The sequence below is a fragment of the Brachybacterium endophyticum genome, from assembly GCF_003130585.1.
Lineage (GTDB): Bacteria > Actinomycetota > Actinomycetes > Actinomycetales > Dermabacteraceae > Brachybacterium > Brachybacterium endophyticum.
In genome coordinates this window covers 79,808-97,437 of the sequence record NZ_QFKX01000001.1, presented here as the reverse complement: position 1 = coordinate 97,437, position 17,630 = coordinate 79,808, and the positions used below count along the sequence as shown (strand labels likewise).

Genomic DNA, 17,630 nt, shown 5'->3' with positions numbered 1-17,630 from the left:
GGTGAGAAGGAGCGCGCCGACCAGTCAGGACGTCGCACGGCTGGCCGGGGTCTCGCAGAGCACGGTGAGCTACGTCCTCACCGGCTCCCGCCCCATCTCCCCCGCCACCCGCCGACGCGTCGAGGACGCGATCGAGAAGCTCGGCTACCACCCGAACTCGGGAGCCCGGGCGCTGCGCTCGCGTCGCAGCGGCGTGATCGGGCTGATGGTCCCCGAGGCGTACGGCAGCGATGCCGTGCTGATGCGGTTCGTCGGCGCCGTCGCCCGCGAGGCCCAGCGCTTCGGCTACGACATCCTGCTGGTCACCGCCCAGGAGGGCGCCCGCGGGATCCACCGTGTGGTGCGCACCGGCGTGTGCGAGGCGCTGATCCTGATGGAGATCGGGCGTCACGACGAGCGCGTGGCCGCGGTCGTCGAGTCGGGACTGCCGTTCGTGCTGATCGGCAAGCCCGTGGACTTCCCCAACGGCTCGGTCGTGGACCTCGATTTCGAGCGCCTGGGGCGGATGGTCGTGGACCGCGGGCTCGAGCTGGGCTGCGAGAACCTGCTGCTGTTCGGCGAGCCCGGTCATCGCCGTCATCGCAACGACGTCTCCCGCTTCCTCCTGGGCGTCGAGGAGCAGTCGCGGTCGACAGGGTTGAACGTCGTGCTCGACGCGGGCGACCTGCCCGAGGTGCCCCGTCGGGCCCGGGATCTGGCCGCGTCCGGGGGCCGCACGGCCGTCTTCGGCCTCTCGGGTGTGACCGAGGTGCTCTTCGCGATCGCCGCGACGGGCGCGCTCGAGGAACCGGGCCTGCAGGTCATCGCCCTGACCGACGAGGACCTCGCCGCCATCAGCCCCCTGCTCGCCACGGTCCCGCGGGTCGATCCGCGACGGGTGGAGATCAGCGAGCGCGCGGTGCGCGAGCTCGTGCGTCTGCTGCGCGAGGAGGGCGCCACACCGCGGGTGACCCTGGTGGAGCCGGAGTGGGTGCAAGGTGGCGCGTCGCGCGGATCCGGCGTCGGGGGCGGCGGGGCCGGTGGACACGGCAGCGACGGCACGGCGATCGAGGCCGGCGGGGCTGCCGAGGACAGCGGCGCCGACGGGACAGGCGAGATCGGCGAGACCTGAGGGCCGCGACGGGTCCCGTGGGCCGCGAAGGGACTCATAGCGCATCATGTGCCATATATGGCAGATGATGCGCTATTAGTCCCGCGCAGGCCCATCCGACCTCTCCGACCCCTGGCGCGGGCTCCTACCGCAGGACCCCCACCCACCCCCTCACGCCGGGTCGATGCCGAAGGCGCTCGCGAGGTGCTCGATCTTCCGGGCCCGGCCCAGGCGCGGCAGGTCGCTGCCGTCGCGGATGACGCCGCCGCGGTCGGCGAAGTCGGCGAGGAAGTCCCGTGCCCATTCGACGTCGGAGGGCGTGGGGCTGATGGTCTCGTTGATGACGCTGAGCTGGTCGATGTCCAGGCAGAGCTTCCCGGTCATGCCCAGGGAGACCGCGGTGGTCGACTGCTCGCGCAGGATCGGGTGGCTCGAGCCGACGGTGGGCCCGTCGATCGGGCCCGGCAGGTCGCCGATCCGGCTGGCGACCACGAGGCGGGAGCGGGGGTAGGCCATGGCGAGGTCGTCGGAGCTGGTCCCGGTGTCGCGCCGGTAGTCGCCGCTGCCGAAGGCGAGGCGGAAGGCGCCGCGGGCGCGGGCGATGGAGACGGCCTCCTCGATGCCGAGGGCGGACTCGACCAGCGCGATCACGGGAGTGCTGCCGCCCAGGCGTTCGGCGGTCTCGGTGACCTGCTCGGGGGCCTCCGCCTTCGCCAGCACCACGCCCTCGAGGCCGGAGACCTCGGCCAGGGCGTCGACGTCCTCCTCCCAGAACGGGCTCGAGCGATCGTTGATCCGCACCCAGGCGGAGCCGTCCTCGAGCCAGCGCACCACGTCACCGCGGGCCTCGGCCTTGTGCTGGGGGTCGACCGCGTCCTCGATGTCGAGCACCACCTGGTCCGCGCGGGTGCGCACGGCCCGGTCGAACTGCTCGCTGTGTCGTCCGGAGACCAGCAGCCAGGAGCGCGAGATCTCTGCGGGAACGTGTGTCACGGGTGGTCCTCCAACGGTTCGTGCCTGAGACGGCCCTGATACGACGCCGCGGAGTGCTGGTCCCGTACGGCGCCGTCGGGTCCGCCCCGAGGCTACGACAGGAGCGACGCGTGCGCGGACTCCGCCCACGCCGGCGCCTCTCAGATCACGGCCGGACTGGATGCCACCCGGCCCGTCACAGTCCGCCGTCGATGGCGCGTCGGCCGATGCCCACCAGGGCCAGCGCGCTGAGCACCGCATCCACCGCGAGCAGCATCAGGGGACCGGCCGGGTCGGTGTCCTCGGTGAAGGAGTCGGGCACCCAGTGGAACGGGGAGATGCCCTGCACCCAGTCCGGCAGGTCGAGCATCTCCCCGAACATCGCGATCCCGAACACGACGGCGATCAGCATCCAGGCCAGTCCTCCTCCGCGCGGGACCCACGCGAAGAGCGCGGCCGACAGCGCCGCGAACACCAGGGTCGCCGGCAGGTGCGCGAGCAGTGCGGCCCCGTACCGGCCGACGTCGGGGTCGTCGACGCCCACGGCCAGCGCCCCGGCGGCGAGCGCGGCGACCGAGACGACGAGCAGCACAGCGGTCCCGGTCAGCGCGACCAGCAGCTGCGCGGTCAGCCAGCGCCGCCGGCTCACGGGGGCGGCGAGCACGGCCTCGAGGCGTCCGCTGGTCTCCTCGGCGCGGCAGTGCTGGCCGGAGGCGACGATGCCGTAGGCGGCGGCGCACAGCGCGGCGAACAGCAGGATCAGGTCCAGGAACTGCCCGGTGAAGGCCGAGCTGTCGCTGCCGAGCATCCCGGCGAGCGCGGGCGTCTGGGAGACCAGGTCGCGCCCCATGTCGGCGAGGGTGGACATCATCGTGCCGGTGGCGAGCCAGAGCAGGCCGAGCCCGAGGCAGCTCCACAGCAGCATCCCGCGCTGCTGGCGCCACGCCAGAGCGAGCGGGCTGCGCAGCCACGACGTCGCTTGCGACCGGCCCGCACGGTCGGCGACCAGTCCTCGGCCCAGGTCGCGCCGACGCGAGAGGCCGGCGGCGACGGCCAGCAGCACGAGCACTGCCGCGACCGACAGCAGCGCCGGCCACCATCGCAGGTCCACGAAGGGACGCATCTGCTGGGGCCAGGCGAAGGGCGAGAACCACGACAGCAGTGAGCCCTCGCGGTGGATGAGGTCCCCGGCGGCGCGCACGGCGAACAGGAGGGCGAGGCCGGCGAGGGCCAGGCCGGTGGCGGTGCGGGAGGTCGCGGCGACCTCGCTCGCGAGCAGGGCCACCGCCCCGATCACGAGCGCGGCCAGGGTGCTGCCGCCCATCATCCCGAGCCCGTCGAGGAACGAGGCGTCGTCGCCGCCGGCGAGGGTGGCGAGCGCCCCCAGCACCGTGATCACCAGCAGCTGTGCGGTCAGCACCAGGAGCGTCGCGAGCGCCGGTGCGTGTCGGCCGACGGCTCCGGCGCCCATCAGCTCGGCCCGTCCGGCATCCTCCTCGGCGCGGGTGTGGCGCACCACGTGCAGGAGGCTCATGATGCCCAGTGCCGCGACGATCCAGGTGATGCCCTCGTTGGCGACGGCGACCATCGGCGTGTAGTGGTCCAGGCCGTACCCGGGCCCGCCCATGACGATCCCGGAGGGGGTGCGCATGACGGCGGCGCGGGCGGCGAGCGCCTCGGGGTCGAAGACGGTGCGCAGGGCGACGCTGAAATACAGCACGAAAGCGGTCAGCGCGATCGCCCACACGCACAACCGCACCCGGTCCCGGCGCAGGATGTGGCGGGCGATCATCAGCGTTCCCGCCAGCTCCGATCCGACGGGTCCGCGGTGCACGTCGGCCCGATGGCTGGGATGACGCGGGGTGCCGGCGGCGGGCCGGGCGGTGAGCGGTTCCGCGCCGGAGGCGTTCATGCCCGCTCCCGGGAGGCCTGCGGGGCGTGCTGGTCGCCGTAGTGGCCCAGGAAGAGGTCCTCGAGGGAGGGCGGCGACGCCGTCATCGTCTCAACGCCCTCGCGGGCGAGCGCCCGCAGCACCTCGTCGAGCGCCGAGGGCTCGACCTCCAGGGTGAGGCGCGTGGTGCCGGTACCGACGGGACCCGCCGCACGATCCGGGCCGGCGGCACCGGCACCGGCGCCGCCGACGGCACCGTCGCCGCCGTCGGCACCGACGGGGCGTTCGGACGTGCGCTCGTGGGTGCCGGGGATCGCCAGGATCGGGCGGACGTCACCGCGCACGACGGCGCTCACGCGGGTGCGGGTGAGGTGGCGCAGCTGCGTGAGGGTCCCCGATTCGACGGCGCGCCCGGCGCGGATGATGGTGACGGTGTCGCAGAGCTTCTCGACCTCGCTGAGGATGTGGCTGCTCAGCAGCACCGAGCGACCCTGGTCCCGCAGCGCGCGGACCTCCTGGGTGAAGACGGCCTCCATCAGCGGGTCCAGCCCCGAGGTGGGTTCGTCCAGCACGTACAGCTCGGCATCGCTGGCGAGCGCGGCGACCAGGGCCACCTTCTGGCGGTTGCCCTTGGAGTAGGTCCGGGCCTTCTTGCGCGGATCGAGCTCGAAGCGCTCCAGCAGGGCCGCGCGGCGTGCAGGGTCGGTGCGGCCGCGCAGGCGGGACAGGTAGTCGATGCATTCCCCGCCGGTGAGGTTCGGCCACAGGGCGACGTCCCCCGGCACGTAGGCCAGGCGACGGTGCAGCGCGACCGGGTCCGACCACGGGTCGCCGCCGAACAGGCGGGCGCTGCCGCCGTCGGCGCGCAGCAGCCCCAGCAGCACCCGGATGGTGGTGGACTTGCCGGCGCCGTTGGGCCCCAGGAAGCCACGCACCTCGCCCTCGCCGACCTGCAGGTCCAGCCCGTCCAGCGCGCGGGTGTGGCCGAAGGACTTGGTCAGCTCGCGGATGTCGATCACGCTCATGACGCCTCCCGGGGCGGTTGGTCGGAGCTCGTGGTGCCATCGGGGTTCGCGGCGCCATCGGGGTTCGTGGCGCCATCGGGGTTCGTGGCGTCGGCGTCGCGCAGGTTCGCCGCGTAGTCGCGCAGGATGCTCGGATCGGTGAAGAAGCCGTCGGTGTACATCTCGAGCATCGGCAGGGCCACCTCGTCCTGGGCGTGGGCGAGCAGCGTGTCGAGGTCCTGGGCGGCCGCCCCGCCGGCCCCCTTGGTCATCAGCATCGAGATCAGAAGCGCCCCGACCCCGCTCATCACCAGGAACTTCGCCCGGGCCGCCTCGTCCCGGCTGGGCCGCGCGATACCCGCCTCGACCGCCTCGCCGGTGTACCCCTCGGCATCGGCCATCATGTGCTCGAGGAAGGTGCGTCCTGCCTCGCCGCCCGCGAGCACCGCCTGCAGGACGTACCCGAGCAGGACGGCCTGGTCGGCATCGGCCGGCAGGCCCCAGACCAGGCGCCGCTGGGAGGCCGCCGCGATCGAGATCCGCTTGGTCCGCACGATCCGCTCGAGCACCACCGCATCGCACGCACGCCGCAGCCCCTCCTTCGAGCCGAAGCGCTTGACCAACAGGGCGGCGCTGACACCGGCCTCCTTCGCGATCCCCCGCAGGGTCGCGGCCGAGCCCTCGTACGCGAACCGCTCGATCGCCGTGACCAGCAGAGGGTCCTCGTCGATGCCCTCGGGCCCCGGGCCTGGCCCAGGGGTCGTGCTCGACTCCGTCGACGGGACCATTCCCGCTCCTCTCGCCGTGAACACGTGTTCACACCTCTGGGCATCACTGTAAACGCCCGTTCACGCCAGCACAAGAGTCCGCTGCAGGCGTGCTCCCACCGCGCCCGTCGGGCATAGGCTGAGCACGCCGACGTCGGACGGGAGGCGCGCATGTCGACGACCGAGAAGAACCCGCAGGAAGTGCGCTGCGCGGCCGCCGAGCACGTCGGCCCCACCGTCATCACCCCGCGCGAGGTCCCGCTCGGCGGGCCGCGCGCGATGACCGTGCGCCGCACCCTCCCCCACCGCGAGCGCTCGCTGATCGGCCCCTGGTGCTTCGTCGACCACTTCGGGCCCGACGACGTCGCCGCGAGCGGCGGCATGGCCGTCCCGCGCCACCCGCACACGGGCCTGGCGACGGTGACGCTGCTGTTCGAGGGCCGGATCGAGCATCGGGACTCCACGGACTTCGCGAACACGGTGCGGCCGGGCGAGGTCAACCTGATGATCGCCGGGCGCGGGGTCTCCCACTCGGAGTTCTCCACGGCCGACACGAGGACGCTGCACGGCGTCCAGCTCTGGTACGCCCTGCCCGAGTCCGAGCGTCACGGCGATCCCGGCTCCCAGCACCATGTCGCTCCCCTCGTCGAGGTGCCCGGCGGCGCGGTGCGCACCTATCTCGGCGAGCTCGCGGAGGCCACCGCCGCGGGTGACGCCGCGGACGCCGTCGCCACCGGAACGGCCCCCTCACCGATCGACACCCGCACCACCGCCCTCGCGGCCGAGGTGCTGCTCCCGACCGCTGGCCGACTCCTCCTCCCGGTGGACCCCACCTTCGAGCACGGCGTCCTCGTCGATGCGGGAACGGTCCACGTGGCGACCCGCACCGAGACGACCGGGGACGGCGCCCCACGGGAGGACGAACCCGTCGACCTGCAGCCCGACGACCTCGTGCATCTCCCCGTCGGCGCCTCCCACCTCGTGCTGGAGGCCGGCGCGGAGCCTGCACGTCTGATCCTCATCGGCGGCCCGCCCTTCGAGGAGGAGATCGTCATGTGGTGGAACTTCGTGGGCCGCTCCCACGAGGAGATCGCGGCCTTCCGCGAGCAGTGGCAGCACGAGATCGCCGCGGACGACGCCCCGTCGGGCCCTCCGGCCTTCCCCGCCACGGTCCCGCCCCGATCCGACCGCTTCGGTCCGTTCCCCTCCGACACCCCGGCGCCGCTGCCCGCGCCGGCACTCCCCCATGCGCGTCTCCGACCCCGTCGTCAGCCGAGAGGATCCAGGTCATGACCGAGCCCAGCAGCGACCCCGACAACACCCCCGGCAGCCACTCGCGCAGCGAGGCTCCCGCCGGCGCCGAGCAGGGCGTGACCGACGGGGCGAGCGCGGATCGCACCACCGTGCGGGATGACCCGGACAAGCAGCGCTTCGACGTGTTCGTCGGCGAGCACCACGCCGGCTTCTCGAAGTATCGCGACCTCGAGCAGGGCGGCAGCACGCAGCGGATCTTCTTCCACACCGTCGTCTTCGACGAGTACGAAGGGCGGGGGCTGGCCTCGACCCTGACCCGCACCGCCCTGGACGAGAGCATCGCGGAGGGGCGGCGCATCGTGCCCGTCTGCCCGTACGTCGCGCGCTGGGTCGGCAACCACGACGAGGTCGAGGATCACGTCGACGAGGTGACACCCGAGCACCTGCGGGCGATCGAAACGGACTGAGCGTCTCCTCCCCCGGACGCCGCCGCGTTCGGCCCGGGCGGGACGAGCGGATCCGGCAGGATCGACGTGGGCCGCACCGTCGCGTCTCCGCCGGCGGGGCGGCCCGTCGAGATCCCGTCACGAGGAGCCCTGTCATGCCCACGGTCTCGGCCCACGTGGCCGCCGTCCTCGCCCGCCGCGTCGAGCACGTCTTCGGCGTGATGGGCAACGGCAACGCCCATCTGCTCGACGCCCTGGCGAGCGAGCCGCACGCCCGGTACGTCGCCGTGCGGCACGAGGCCGGCGCCGTCGCCGCGGCCGACGCGCACTACCGCGTGAGCGGCCGCCTCGCCGCGGCGACCACGACCTACGGCGCGGGGTTCACCAACACCCTGACCGCCCTGGCGGAGGCGCAGCAGGCCCGCATCCCGCTCGTGCTCGTGGCCGGTGACGCCCCGACCACCGGCCCTCGCAGCTGGGACGTGGACCAGACGGCGAGCGCCGCCGCCCTGGGAGTGCGCACGCTGCAGGTCGGGGCCGACGACGCCGGGGCCACCACCGAGGCGGCCCTCGACCTGGCTCTGCGCGAGCGCTGCCCCGTGGTGCTCGCGATCCCCTACGACCTCGCGAGCCAGGAGGTCGGCGACCTCCCCGCCCCCTCGAGGCCCGCGCTCCTCGAACCCGTGCCGCCGGACCCGCAGGGAGTCGAGGGCGTGGCGGAGCTGCTCGCCCGCAGCGAGCGGCCCCTGCTGCTCCTGGGCCGGGGCGCCTGGCTCGCCGGCGCCGGGGAGGCGGTCGGCGAGCTCGCCGAGCGGCTCGGTGCGCTCACGGCCTCGACGGCGCTCGCCCGCTCTCTCGCTCCCGATCCCCGTTTCGACCTCGGTGTCACCGGCGGCTTCGGTGCCGAGGCGGCGATGGGGACGGTGGCCGACGCGGATCTGGTGCTCGCGATCGGCGCCTCCCTCTCCCCCTTCACGATGCGCTTCGGCGCCCTGTTGGGCGAGGGCGCCCGGCTGGTCCAGATCGACGTGGCGGGCAGCCCGACGCACACCCGCGTCGACCGGTACCTGCAGGGTGATGCCCGCCTGGCCACGCTCGGTCTCGTCGACGCGCTGCGCCGGAGGGGTGCTGCGAGCACCCGCTGGCGGGAGAGCGTGGACGTGCCCGCCCTGCTCGTGCGTGAGCAGGGGGAGGCGCTCGCACCTGATGGTCGGCTGGACCCCCGCTCCCTCGCGGCGCATCTGGCGCCGCTGCTGCCCGCGGACCGTGTGGTCGTCTCCGACGGCGGCCACTTCATCGGCTGGGCGAACATGTACTGGCCGATCGCCGCGCCCGAGCGCATGGTGATGGTGGGCACCGCCTACCAGACCATCGGATTGGGCTGGCCCTGTGTGGTCGGCGCCGCGGCCGCCGGCCCCAGGAGCACGGTCGTGCTGACCACGGGTGACGGCGGCGGGCTGATGGCGCTCGCCGACCTCGAGTCGGCGGTGCGCGTGGCCGGCGGTCACGGGATGGCGGTGGTCTGGAACGACGCCGCCTACGGGGCCGAGGTCAATCTCTACGGCCTGCAGGGCCTTGATCAGACGGCGATGCGGATCCCCGAGGTCGACGTCGCCGCTCTCGCCGCGGCCGTCGGCGCCGAGGGCCACGTCGTCCGCACCCTCGATGACCTGGACGTGCTGCGCCGGTGGACGGACGAGGACCCTGCGCAGCGACGCTTCCTGGTGCTGGACTGCCGGATCTCGGTCGACGTGATCTCCCCGCACCAGCGTGAGGTGATCGCGGCCAACCCGCCGCGCGCGACCGCGGGCGTCACCGCCTGAGGGATCCGCCGCGCGGCCGCCTTCCTCGGTCCGCTGCGACCCCGCTCCTCCCGTCAGGCGGTCTTGTCCGCGAGGACACCGAGCTCCGCGTCCGAGGTCCAGGTCTCCCACGAGCCCGAGACCTCGAACTCCCGGCTCAGCGGGATGTCGGTGCGCTCTCGCAGGAACAGCGTCCCGGCCAGGCCGATCGCCGTCATCACCAGCAGGTAGGCCACGATGGCCCAGGTGGTGCCGGTGGCCTGGAGGAGCGCCTGGGCGATGGTCGGGGCGAACGCGCCACCCAGCACCGCCCCCAGGGCATAGGAGATCGAGACGCCGGAGAAGCGCACCGAGGCCGGGAAGGACTCGGCGTACCAGGCGGACTGCGGGCCGTAGGTCAGGCCCAGGCCGAGCGAGAGGAAGCAGGTGCCCAGCAGGACGCCGCCGGTGCCGATCGAGACCAGGGCGAACAGCGGGATCACCGCGAGGCCCTGGAGCAGCCAGCCGATCAGGTAGGTGCGCTTGCGGCCGATCGCGTCGGAGAGGAAGCCGGAGGCGATCGTCGAGAGCGCCCAGACCAGGGCTGCGGCGAGCACGGCCAGCTGCACCGCGGTCGGGTCGAAGCCGAGGCCGCCCTCCTCGGGAGTGCGCGAGGCCATGCCCTGCACGAATCCACCGGTGACCATGTACCCGACGGCGTTGTTGCCGGCGAACACGAGGGCCGCGAGCAGCACGATGCCCCCGAAGCGACGCAGCAGCGTGGGGATCGGGGAGGACTCCTGGGCCTGCACCTGCTGGATCTCCCGGAACACCGGGGACTCGTCGACGCTGCGGCGCACCAGGTACCCCACGAGGATCAGGACCACGGAGACCAGGAACGGCACGCGCCAGCCCCACTGCAGGAACGCCTCACCCGGGGCCAGCACCGTCATCAGTGCGAGCATCCCGGAGGCCAGCAGCATGCCGATCGGCACCCCGAGCTGCGGGAACATCCCGTAGCGGCCGCGGCGCCCGCGCGGGGCGTGCTCGACGGACATCAGGACGGCGCCGCCCCATTCGCCGCCCGCCGAGATGCCCTGGACGATGCGCAGCACGAGCAGGGCGACGGGAGCGAACCAGCCGGCCGTGTCGAACCCGGGCAGCACGCCCACGAGGGCGGTGGCGCCGCCCATCATCAGCAGGGTGATCACGAGCATCGGCCGGCGTCCCAGGCGGTCGCCGAAGTGCCCGGCGAGGATCGCGCCGAGCGGCCGGAAGAGGAAGGAGATCCCGATCGTGAGCAGCGAGAGGATCTGCATCATCGCCGGTCCGGCCGGCTCGAAGAAGAGGTGGGCGAACACCAGGTTCGCCGCGAAGGCGTAGATGAAGAAGTCGTACCACTCGACGGTGGTGCCGACCACGACGGCGGCGACGACCTTGCGGCGTTCGCGGGGATCGGCCACCGCGGAAGCCTGCTGCGGGGTGGAACTCATGGGGACTCCTGTGTCTCATGACGACCGGGGACGTCCCGCTGCTCTGCGGGACGACGTCTCGCTGGATCGTATACAGTCCGAGGGATCGTATACGTCGGTTTCTCGCGCTTCAAGGTCGCAGGAGCCGATCCACGACCCGGACAGCGCCCCCGGAACGCCTTCCCAGAAGCTCCGTTGATCGTATACGATCCCCGACATGGATTCCGCGACGACGCCTTCCACTCTCGCCTGGGACCTGCTGGGCACCCGCCCCGGCACGGTCTTCGCGATGCACATCGGGTACGCGGCGCGTGCCCGGCAGAAGGGCCGCACCCCCGAGGCGCCCGGCTACTTCCTCAAGCCCGCGACCTCCCTGGCGACGCCGGCGGACGACGCCTCCCCCACCACGGTCGAGCTGCCCGCCGGCGCCGAGATCCTCGGCTTCGAGGGCGAGATCGCTCTGGTGATCGGCGAGGCCTGCCGTCGGGTCTCCCCCGAACAGGCCTGGAGCCGGGTCGCGGCCGTCACCGCCGCCAACGATCTGGGCGTCTTCGACTTCCGCTGGGCCGACAAGGGCGCCAACGTCCGCTCCAAGGGCGGGGACGGCTTCACCCCCATCGGCCCGCGTCTGATCCCCGCCGCCGAGATCGACCCGGGCGACATCTCGATCCGTGTCTGGCACGACGGCGAGCTCGTGCAGTCGGACTCGACCTCGACTCTGCTGTTCTCCCTGCCCGAGATCGTCGCGGACCTCTCGCAGCTGATCACCCTGAGCCCCGGCGACGTCATCCTCACCGGCACTCCCGCCGGCGCGAGCACCTTCGCCCCCGGCCAGCGCGTCGAGGTCGAGGTGAGCGCCGGCGCGCACACGTCGGGGCGCCTGGCCACCGTGGCCGTGCAGGGCACCGCGAGCGTCCAGGGCGTGAGCGCGCAGCCGAAGGCCATCCCCGAGCAGTGGGCCGACGCCTCCGGGCGCCCGATCGAGGAGTTCCGCCCGCCCGAGCCGGGATCGGAGCCGTCGGCCACGACGGCCACGTCCGCCACGTCCGCCACGGCACCGTCGGCCCCGTCGGCCCCGTCGGACACCGGGAGTCCGACCCCACCGTCCCTGTCCGAGGAGCTGCGCACGCGGATCGAGAACGTGGCCCTAACGACCCTGTCGAGCGTGCTGCGCAAGAAGGGCCTGCAGAACGTCTCGATCGACGGGCTGCAGCCCACCCTCCCGGGCACCCGGCTGATCGGCACCGCCCGCACGCTGCGCTTCGTGCCCAACCGTGAGGACCTCTTCCGCTCCCACGGCGGCGGCTACAACGCCCAGAAGCAGGCCTTCGACAGCCTCGGTCCCGGCGACGTGCTGGTGATGGACGCCCGCCGGGAGACCGGGTCGGGCACTCTCGGGGACATCCTCGCCCTGCGGGCCCGCCACCTCGGCGCCGCCGGCATCGTCACCGACGGCGGCGTGCGCGACCTCGACGAGGTGACCGGGATCGGCATCCCCACCTACCACGCAGGCGGCCACCCGGCGGTGCTCGGCCGCCTGCACGTCCCCTGGGGCGTCGACGAGACCATCGCCTGCGGCGGCACCACCGTCCAGCCCGGCGACGTGATCGTCGGCGACGACGACGGCGTGCTCGTGATCCCCCCGGAGATCCTCGAGGAGGTCCTCACCGAGGCCGAGACCCAGGAGGACCAGGAGGAGTTCATCGCCCGCATGGTCGAGGAGGGCCACCCCGTGGACGGCCTGTTCCCCATGAACGCCGAATGGACCCGTCGCTACGAGGCGCAGCGCGCCGGGGACGGGCGCGGCAACTCCCGTGACGACACCCGCGGGGACGCCCGATGAGCACCGTCCTCAGCAAGTCCCAGCAGGCCTACAGCACGGTCCACGACCGCATCCTGACCGGGGAGTACGCCCCGGGCGAGCGCCTGGTGCTGGGCAGGATCGGCCAGGAGCTGGGTTGCTCGGTGGTGCCGGTGCGCGAGGCGATCCGCCGGCTCGAGGCCGAAGGCATGGTCACCTTCGAGAGGAACGTGGGGGCGAGGGTCGCCGTCATCGACGAGCAGGCCTACCTCGAGACCATGGAGACCCTGTCGATCATCGAGGGCGCCGCGGTCTCGCTCGCCGCCCCCTTCGTCTCGATCGCCGACCTGGCCTCCGCCCGCGAGGTCAACGACCGCATGCGCGCCCTGCTCGAGGACTTCGACCCGGTCGAGTTCACGAACCTCAACGAGCGCTTCCACCGCGCCCTGTCCGGACGCTGCCCCAACAGCCACCTCAACGACCTGGTGGACCGCGGCTGGACCCGCCTGGACCGCCTGCGTCGCTCCACCTTCACCTACGTGCCCGAGCGAGCAGCTGCCTCGATCCAGGAGCACGACCGGATCCTGCAGCTGATCGGCGAGGGCGCCGACCCCCGCACGATCGAGCTCGCCGTGCGCGAGCACCGCCTGGCCACCCCCAAGGCCTACCTGCACCGCACGGACGACCCCGGGGATCCCGAGGTCCTCGCGTCCGCCCCCGGCGCATCACCTGCCACCTCATCCCGCTCGCACCGACCGACGACGCAAGGAGCATCATGAGCCGCACACCCGAGGGAATCCCCGCCGTCATCCCGCACTACATCGACGGCCAGCGCGTCGGATCCGCCTCCGGCGAGACCTTCGACGTGCTCGACCCGGTGACCAACGAGCCCTATACGCAGGCCGCCTCCGGCAGCAGCGAGGACATCGACCGTGCCGTCGCCGCCGCGAACCGTGCCTTCCACGAGGGACCGTGGCCGGGCATGAAGGCCCGGCCGCGCGCACGGATCCTCAACCGCATCGCCGACCTCGTCGAGTCCCGCGAGGACGACCTCGCTGCGATGGAGTCCTACGACACCGGGCTGCCCATCACCCAGGCCCGCGGGCAGGCGCAGCGCGCCGCGGAGAACTTCCGCTTCTTCGCCGACCTGATCGTGGCCCAGCGCGACGACACCTACAAGGTGCCCGGCCAGCAGGTGAACTACGTGAACCGCAAGCCCAAGGGCGTCGCGGGCCTGATCACCCCGTGGAACACGCCGTTCATGCTGGAGTCCTGGAAGCTCGGCCCGGCGCTGGCCTCCGGCTGCACCCTGGTGCTCAAGCCCGCCGAGTTCACGCCGCTCTCGGCATCCCTGTGGGCCGGCATCTTCGAGGAGGCCGACCTCCCCCAGGGCGTGTTCAACCTGGTCAACGGCTTCGGCGAGACCGCCGGCGACGCGCTCGTCAAGCACCCGGACACCCAGCTGATCTCCTTCACCGGCGAGTCCGCGACCGGCAAGCTGATCTTCCGCAACTGCGCCGAGAACCTCAAGGCGATGTCGATGGAGCTGGGCGGGAAGTCCCCCGCCGTCGTCTTCGCCGACGCCGACCTCGACGCCGCCATCGACTCGACCCTGTTCGGCGTCTTCTCGCTGAACGGCGAGCGCTGCACCGCCGGCAGCCGGATCCTCGTCGAGCGGTCGGTGTACGAGGAGTTCCTCGAGCGCTACGCCGAGCGTGCGCGCAACGTCGTGGTCGGCGACCCGTCGGACCCGTCGACCGAGGTCGGCGCCCTGGTGCACCCCGAGCACTTCGAGAAGGTCATGAGCTACGTCGAGATCGGCAAGCAGGAGGGTCGTCTGCTGGCCGGCGGCGGGAGGCCCGAGGGGCTGCCGACCGGGAACTACGTGGCGCCGACCGTCTTCGCCGACGTCGCGCCCGAGGCCCGCATCTTCCAGGAGGAGATCTTCGGACCCGTCGTCGGGATCACGCCCTTCGACACCGAGGAGCAGGCCCTCGAGCTGGCCAACGACACGCGCTACGGACTGGCCGCCTACGTCTGGACCAACGACCTCACCCGCGCCCACCGGCTGTCGCAGGCCATCGACGCCGGGATGGTGTGGCTGAACAGCCATAACGTGCGCGACCTGCGCAGTCCCTTCGGGGGCGTGAAGGCCTCGGGCCTGGGTCACGAGGGCGGCTACCGCTCCCTGGACTTCTACTCCGACCAGCAGGCCGTCCACATCACCCTCGGCGACGTGCACACCGCGCGCTTCGGCGCCCACTGAGCACCGGCCGGCCCGGGCGCGCCCCCACGCGCGTCACGGGCCGGTCCCCCGCCCTCGTCGGCCGCCACCGCGCGGCCCCGTCCGCCGACTCGAGGAGGAGTCATGACCACCACGGATCCCACCCCCGCCACCGGCGCCGAGCGCACCGGCGCCGCACCCATCCCCTGCCCCTCCGTGCCCGCGCCGGACATCCTGCGCTGCGCGTCCATGGAGCTGATCGTCACCGATCTGAAGGCCTCGCGCGATTTCTACGTCGACCTGCTCGGCCTGGTGGTCACCGAGGAGGACGAGAACGCGATCTACCTGCGCACCTTCGAGGAGTTCATCCACCACAACCTGATCCTGCGCCAGGGCCCGGCCCCGGCCGTCGCAGCGTTCTCCTACCGCGTGCGCACCCCCGAGGACGTCGACCGCGCCGAGGCCTTCTTCCAGGAGCTGGGCTGCCGCACCGAACGCCGCCGCGACGGCTTCGTGCGCGGCGTCGGCGACTCTGTCCGGGTCGAGGACCCGCTCGGCTTCCCCTGCGAGTTCTTCCACGAGGTCGAGCACGTCGAGCGTCTGGCCTGGCGCTACGAGCTCTACGGCGCCGGTGCGCTGGTGCGGCTGGACCACTTCAACCAGGTCACGCCCGACGTGCCCCGCGCCTGCCGGTACATGGAGAGCCTCGGCTTCCGCATCACCGAGGACATCTCCGACGCCGACGGCGTCGAGTACGCGGCCTGGATGCGCCGCAAGCCCACCGTGCACGACACCGCGATGACCGGCGGCAGCGGGCCCCGCATGCACCACGTGGCCTTCGCGACCCACGAGAAGCACAACATCATCTACCTGTGCGACAAGATGGGCGCGCTGCGGCTCTCGGACCGCATCGAGCGCGGCCCCGGCCGCCACGGCGTCTCCAACGCCTTCTACCTGTACGTGCTGGATCCCGACGGCCACCGCATCGAGATCTACACGCAGGACTACTACACGGGTGACCCCGACAACCCCACCGTGCACTGGGACGTCCACGACAACCAGCGCCGCGACTGGTGGGGCAACCCCGTCGTGCCGTCCTGGTACACGGAGGCCTCGACCGTCCTCGACCTCGACGGCAACCCCCGGCAGGTAGCCGACCGCGAGGAGCCCTCCGAGATGGCCGTGACCATCGGGGCCGACGGCTTCTCCTACACCCGCGAGGACGACGAGGACGGCCGCTACCGCGGCGAGGCCGCCAAGGGCTTCAAGCTGGGGGCGCAGCTGTGAGCGGCGCACGCAGCGAGGAGCCCACCGGCCGCACCCTGAGCGACGAGCAGGTCACCGCGATCGCCGACGAGCTCGCCGAGGCCACCCGCAGCGGCGGCACGATCCCGCGGATCTCCCCGCGCCATCCCGGGATGGGCGTCGAGGACTCCTACGCGATCCAGCGCGTCTGGCGGCAGCGCCGCGAGCAGGCGGGCGGCCGGGTCGTCGGCCACAAGATCGGGCTGACCTCGAAGGCCATGCAGGAGGCCACGGGCATCGACGAACCGGACTACGGCGTCATCTTCGCCGACCAGGTGATCGACTCGGGCGAGAGGGTGGAGCACGGCCGCTGGTCGAACGTGCGCGTCGAGGTCGAGCTCGCCTTCGTCATGCGCGAGAGGCTCGCCGGGCCCGGCGTCACCGCCGAGCAGGTGCTCGCGGCGACCGAGGCGGTCGTCCCGGCGCTCGAGATCCTGGACTCCCACATCGAGCTCGAGGGCCGCACCATCGTCGACACCATCAGCGACAACGCCGCTCTGGGCGCGATGGTGCTGGGCACTCAGCGCATCGATCCGCGCGAGCGCGACCTGCGCTGGATCGGGGCGATGCTCTCCCAGAACGGCGACGTCGTCGAGACCGGCGTCTCCGGCGGGGTGCTCGGGGACCCCGCGCTCTCGGTCGCCTGGCTCGCCGATCGCATCGGCAGCCACGGCGACGCCCTCGAGGCCGGCGAGACCGTGCTGGCCGGCTCGTTCACCCGCCCCGTCTGGGTGCGGCCCGGCGACCACATCAGCGTCGACTACCAGGACCTCGGAACCGTGGAGGTGTCCTTCTCATGACCACACCCACCCTCAAGCCCACCGTCCGCGAGGTGCTGGAGGCGGCGACCGAGCCCCTGGTGGGCCTGTGGTCCGCCTCCGGCTCGACGATCGACGCCGAGATCCTCGCCCAGTCCGGCCCCGACCTGATCGTGATCGACGGCGAGCACGGCCCCGTCGAGCTGCGCGACATCCTGCACCTGCTGCAGACGCTCGAGGCCTTCGACGTCACCACCGTGGTGCGCGTGCCCTGGAACGATCCGGTGCGCATCAAGCAGGTCCTCGAGCTCGGCGCCCAGAACCTGCTGGTGCCGATGGTATCCACGGCGGTCGAGGCCCGCGCGGCCGTCGCCGCGGCCCGCTACCCCGGCAACGCGGGCGCCCGACCGGGAGTGCGCGGCATCGGCTCCGCCCTCGCCCGCTCGAGCCGCTGGGCGCAGGTCCCCGACTACGTCGGCGAGGCGGACGACCTGGTCTCCGTGATCGTCCAGATCGAGACCGCCGAGGGCGTGGCGAACGCCGCCGAGATCGCCGCGGTCGACGGGGTCGACGCCGTGTTCATCGGGCCCGCGGACCTCGCCGGCTCCCTCGGCCACCCCGGTGCGCCGGGTGATCAGGAGGTCGTCGACGCGGTCGACTCGACCATCGACACCGTCGCCGCCCTCGGCGTGCCCGTGGGGGTCAACGCCTTCGTCGAGGCCGACGCGGACCGCGTGCTCGCCCGCGGTGCCTCGTTCGTCGTGGTCTCCGCCGACGTCACCCTGCTCGCCCGCGGCGCCGCGGCCGCCGTCGACCACCACCGCGCCCGCGGGCACGGCATCTGAACCTCGGCCTTCGAAGGAGA

15 protein-coding genes are annotated in these 17,630 nt (G+C 72.7%); 10 read left to right on the top strand and 5 right to left on the bottom strand.

Annotation, left to right across the window (positions count from 1 at the left end; translation table 11 throughout):
- Position 1: 1 nt before the first annotated feature.
- Positions 2 to 1,111 carry a LacI family DNA-binding transcriptional regulator gene (locus DEO23_RS00450; protein ID WP_109274055.1) on the top strand — a complete coding sequence of 370 codons (1,110 nt, stop codon included), beginning with the start codon at positions 2 to 4 and terminating at the stop codon, positions 1,109 to 1,111.
- Positions 1,112 to 1,261: 150 nt separating this feature from the next.
- On the opposite strand, the gene DEO23_RS00445 is transcribed toward DEO23_RS00450, so the two are convergent.
- The 4 genes from DEO23_RS00445 to DEO23_RS00430 all read right to left on the bottom strand — a co-directional run bounded on the left by DEO23_RS00445 (position 1,262) and on the right by DEO23_RS00430 (position 5,745).
- On the bottom strand, positions 1,262 to 2,083 hold the full coding sequence (locus tag DEO23_RS00445; protein WP_240613140.1) for an HpcH/HpaI aldolase/citrate lyase family protein: 822 nt from the start codon (positions 2,081 to 2,083) through the stop codon (positions 1,262 to 1,264).
- 175 nt (positions 2,084 to 2,258) lie between these two features.
- The gene (locus DEO23_RS00440) at positions 2,259 to 3,974 is read right to left on the bottom strand and encodes an ABC transporter permease (RefSeq protein ID WP_109274053.1); all 1,716 of its coding nucleotides are present in this window, start codon (positions 3,972 to 3,974) and stop codon (positions 2,259 to 2,261) included.
- A complete protein-coding gene (locus DEO23_RS00435) occupies positions 3,971 to 4,978 on the bottom strand; it encodes an ABC transporter ATP-binding protein (RefSeq protein ID WP_109274052.1) in 1,008 nt (335 codons plus the stop codon). The genes DEO23_RS00440 and DEO23_RS00435 overlap by 4 nt, the downstream gene beginning before the upstream one ends.
- Positions 4,975 to 5,745 (bottom strand): TetR/AcrR family transcriptional regulator, encoded by a 771-nt coding sequence (locus tag DEO23_RS00430; RefSeq protein ID WP_109274051.1) that lies wholly within the window; start codon positions 5,743 to 5,745, stop codon positions 4,975 to 4,977. Before DEO23_RS00430 ends, DEO23_RS00435 begins: the two co-directional genes overlap by 4 nt.
- Positions 5,746 to 5,895: 150 nt before the next feature.
- Here DEO23_RS00430 and DEO23_RS00425 point away from each other — a divergent pair, with 150 nt between their 5' ends.
- From DEO23_RS00425 to DEO23_RS00415, 3 genes are all read left to right on the top strand, one after another.
- On the top strand, positions 5,896 to 7,017 hold the full coding sequence (locus DEO23_RS00425; RefSeq protein ID WP_109274050.1) for a pirin family protein: 1,122 nt from the start codon (positions 5,896 to 5,898) through the stop codon (positions 7,015 to 7,017).
- Complete coding sequence (locus DEO23_RS00420; RefSeq protein ID WP_109274049.1) at positions 7,014 to 7,445, top strand: GNAT family N-acetyltransferase; 432 nt, start codon at positions 7,014 to 7,016, stop codon at positions 7,443 to 7,445. The genes DEO23_RS00425 and DEO23_RS00420 overlap by 4 nt, the downstream gene beginning before the upstream one ends.
- A 134-nt stretch (positions 7,446 to 7,579) precedes the next feature.
- A complete protein-coding gene (locus DEO23_RS00415) occupies positions 7,580 to 9,247 on the top strand; it encodes a thiamine pyrophosphate-binding protein (RefSeq protein ID WP_109274048.1) in 1,668 nt (555 codons plus the stop codon).
- A 53-nt stretch (positions 9,248 to 9,300) separates the two neighbouring features.
- On the opposite strand, the gene DEO23_RS00410 is transcribed toward DEO23_RS00415, so the two are convergent.
- Positions 9,301 to 10,698, bottom strand: a complete 1,398-nt coding sequence (locus DEO23_RS00410; RefSeq protein WP_109274047.1) for an MFS transporter — start codon at positions 10,696 to 10,698, stop codon at positions 9,301 to 9,303.
- Between the two features lie 196 nt (positions 10,699 to 10,894).
- Between DEO23_RS00410 and DEO23_RS00405 the strand changes: the two genes are divergently transcribed.
- The 6 genes from DEO23_RS00405 (at position 10,895) to DEO23_RS00380 (ending at position 17,610) form a co-directional block, all read left to right on the top strand.
- Positions 10,895 to 12,520 carry a fumarylacetoacetate hydrolase family protein gene (locus tag DEO23_RS00405; protein WP_109274046.1) on the top strand — a complete coding sequence of 542 codons (1,626 nt, stop codon included), beginning with the start codon at positions 10,895 to 10,897 and terminating at the stop codon, positions 12,518 to 12,520.
- Positions 12,517 to 13,257, top strand: a complete 741-nt coding sequence (locus tag DEO23_RS00400) for a GntR family transcriptional regulator (protein WP_109274045.1) — start codon at positions 12,517 to 12,519, stop codon at positions 13,255 to 13,257. Before DEO23_RS00405 ends, DEO23_RS00400 begins: the two co-directional genes overlap by 4 nt.
- Complete coding sequence (gene hpaE, locus DEO23_RS00395) at positions 13,254 to 14,744, top strand: 5-carboxymethyl-2-hydroxymuconate semialdehyde dehydrogenase (protein ID WP_109274044.1); 1,491 nt, start codon at positions 13,254 to 13,256, stop codon at positions 14,742 to 14,744. The genes DEO23_RS00400 and hpaE overlap by 4 nt, the downstream gene beginning before the upstream one ends.
- 102 nt (positions 14,745 to 14,846) lie before the next feature.
- Positions 14,847 to 15,989, top strand: a complete 1,143-nt coding sequence (hpaD, locus tag DEO23_RS00390) for a 3,4-dihydroxyphenylacetate 2,3-dioxygenase (protein WP_109274043.1) — start codon at positions 14,847 to 14,849, stop codon at positions 15,987 to 15,989.
- The gene (locus DEO23_RS00385) at positions 15,986 to 16,807 is read left to right on the top strand and encodes a 2-keto-4-pentenoate hydratase (protein WP_240613139.1); all 822 of its coding nucleotides are present in this window, start codon (positions 15,986 to 15,988) and stop codon (positions 16,805 to 16,807) included. The genes hpaD and DEO23_RS00385 overlap by 4 nt, the downstream gene beginning before the upstream one ends.
- A complete protein-coding gene (locus DEO23_RS00380; RefSeq protein ID WP_109274042.1) occupies positions 16,804 to 17,610 on the top strand; it encodes an HpcH/HpaI aldolase family protein in 807 nt (268 codons plus the stop codon). Before DEO23_RS00385 ends, DEO23_RS00380 begins: the two co-directional genes overlap by 4 nt.
- Positions 17,611 to 17,630 lie beyond the last annotated feature (20 nt).

Bases quoted from the DNA above. Each gene is read 5' to 3' on its own strand.
- DEO23_RS00440 (WP_109274053.1), bottom strand. From the start codon at position 3,974: ATGAACGCCTCCGGCGCGGAACCGCTCACCGCCCGGCCCGCCGCCGGC.
- DEO23_RS00435 (WP_109274052.1), bottom strand. From the start codon at position 4,978: ATGAGCGTGATCGACATCCGCGAGCTGACCAAGTCCTTCGGCCACACC.
- DEO23_RS00430 (WP_109274051.1), bottom strand. From the start codon at position 5,745: ATGGTCCCGTCGACGGAGTCGAGCACGACCCCTGGGCCAGGCCCGGGG.
- DEO23_RS00425 (WP_109274050.1), top strand. From the start codon at position 5,896: ATGTCGACGACCGAGAAGAACCCGCAGGAAGTGCGCTGCGCGGCCGCC.
- DEO23_RS00420 (WP_109274049.1), top strand. From the start codon at position 7,014: ATGACCGAGCCCAGCAGCGACCCCGACAACACCCCCGGCAGCCACTCG.
- DEO23_RS00415 (WP_109274048.1), top strand. From the start codon at position 7,580: ATGCCCACGGTCTCGGCCCACGTGGCCGCCGTCCTCGCCCGCCGCGTC.
- DEO23_RS00410 (WP_109274047.1), bottom strand. From the start codon at position 10,698: ATGAGTTCCACCCCGCAGCAGGCTTCCGCGGTGGCCGATCCCCGCGAA.
- DEO23_RS00405 (WP_109274046.1), top strand. From the start codon at position 10,895: ATGGATTCCGCGACGACGCCTTCCACTCTCGCCTGGGACCTGCTGGGC.
- DEO23_RS00400 (WP_109274045.1), top strand. From the start codon at position 12,517: ATGAGCACCGTCCTCAGCAAGTCCCAGCAGGCCTACAGCACGGTCCAC.
- hpaE (WP_109274044.1), top strand. From the start codon at position 13,254: ATGAGCCGCACACCCGAGGGAATCCCCGCCGTCATCCCGCACTACATC.
- hpaD (WP_109274043.1), top strand. From the start codon at position 14,847: ATGACCACCACGGATCCCACCCCCGCCACCGGCGCCGAGCGCACCGGC.
- DEO23_RS00380 (WP_109274042.1), top strand. From the start codon at position 16,804: ATGACCACACCCACCCTCAAGCCCACCGTCCGCGAGGTGCTGGAGGCG.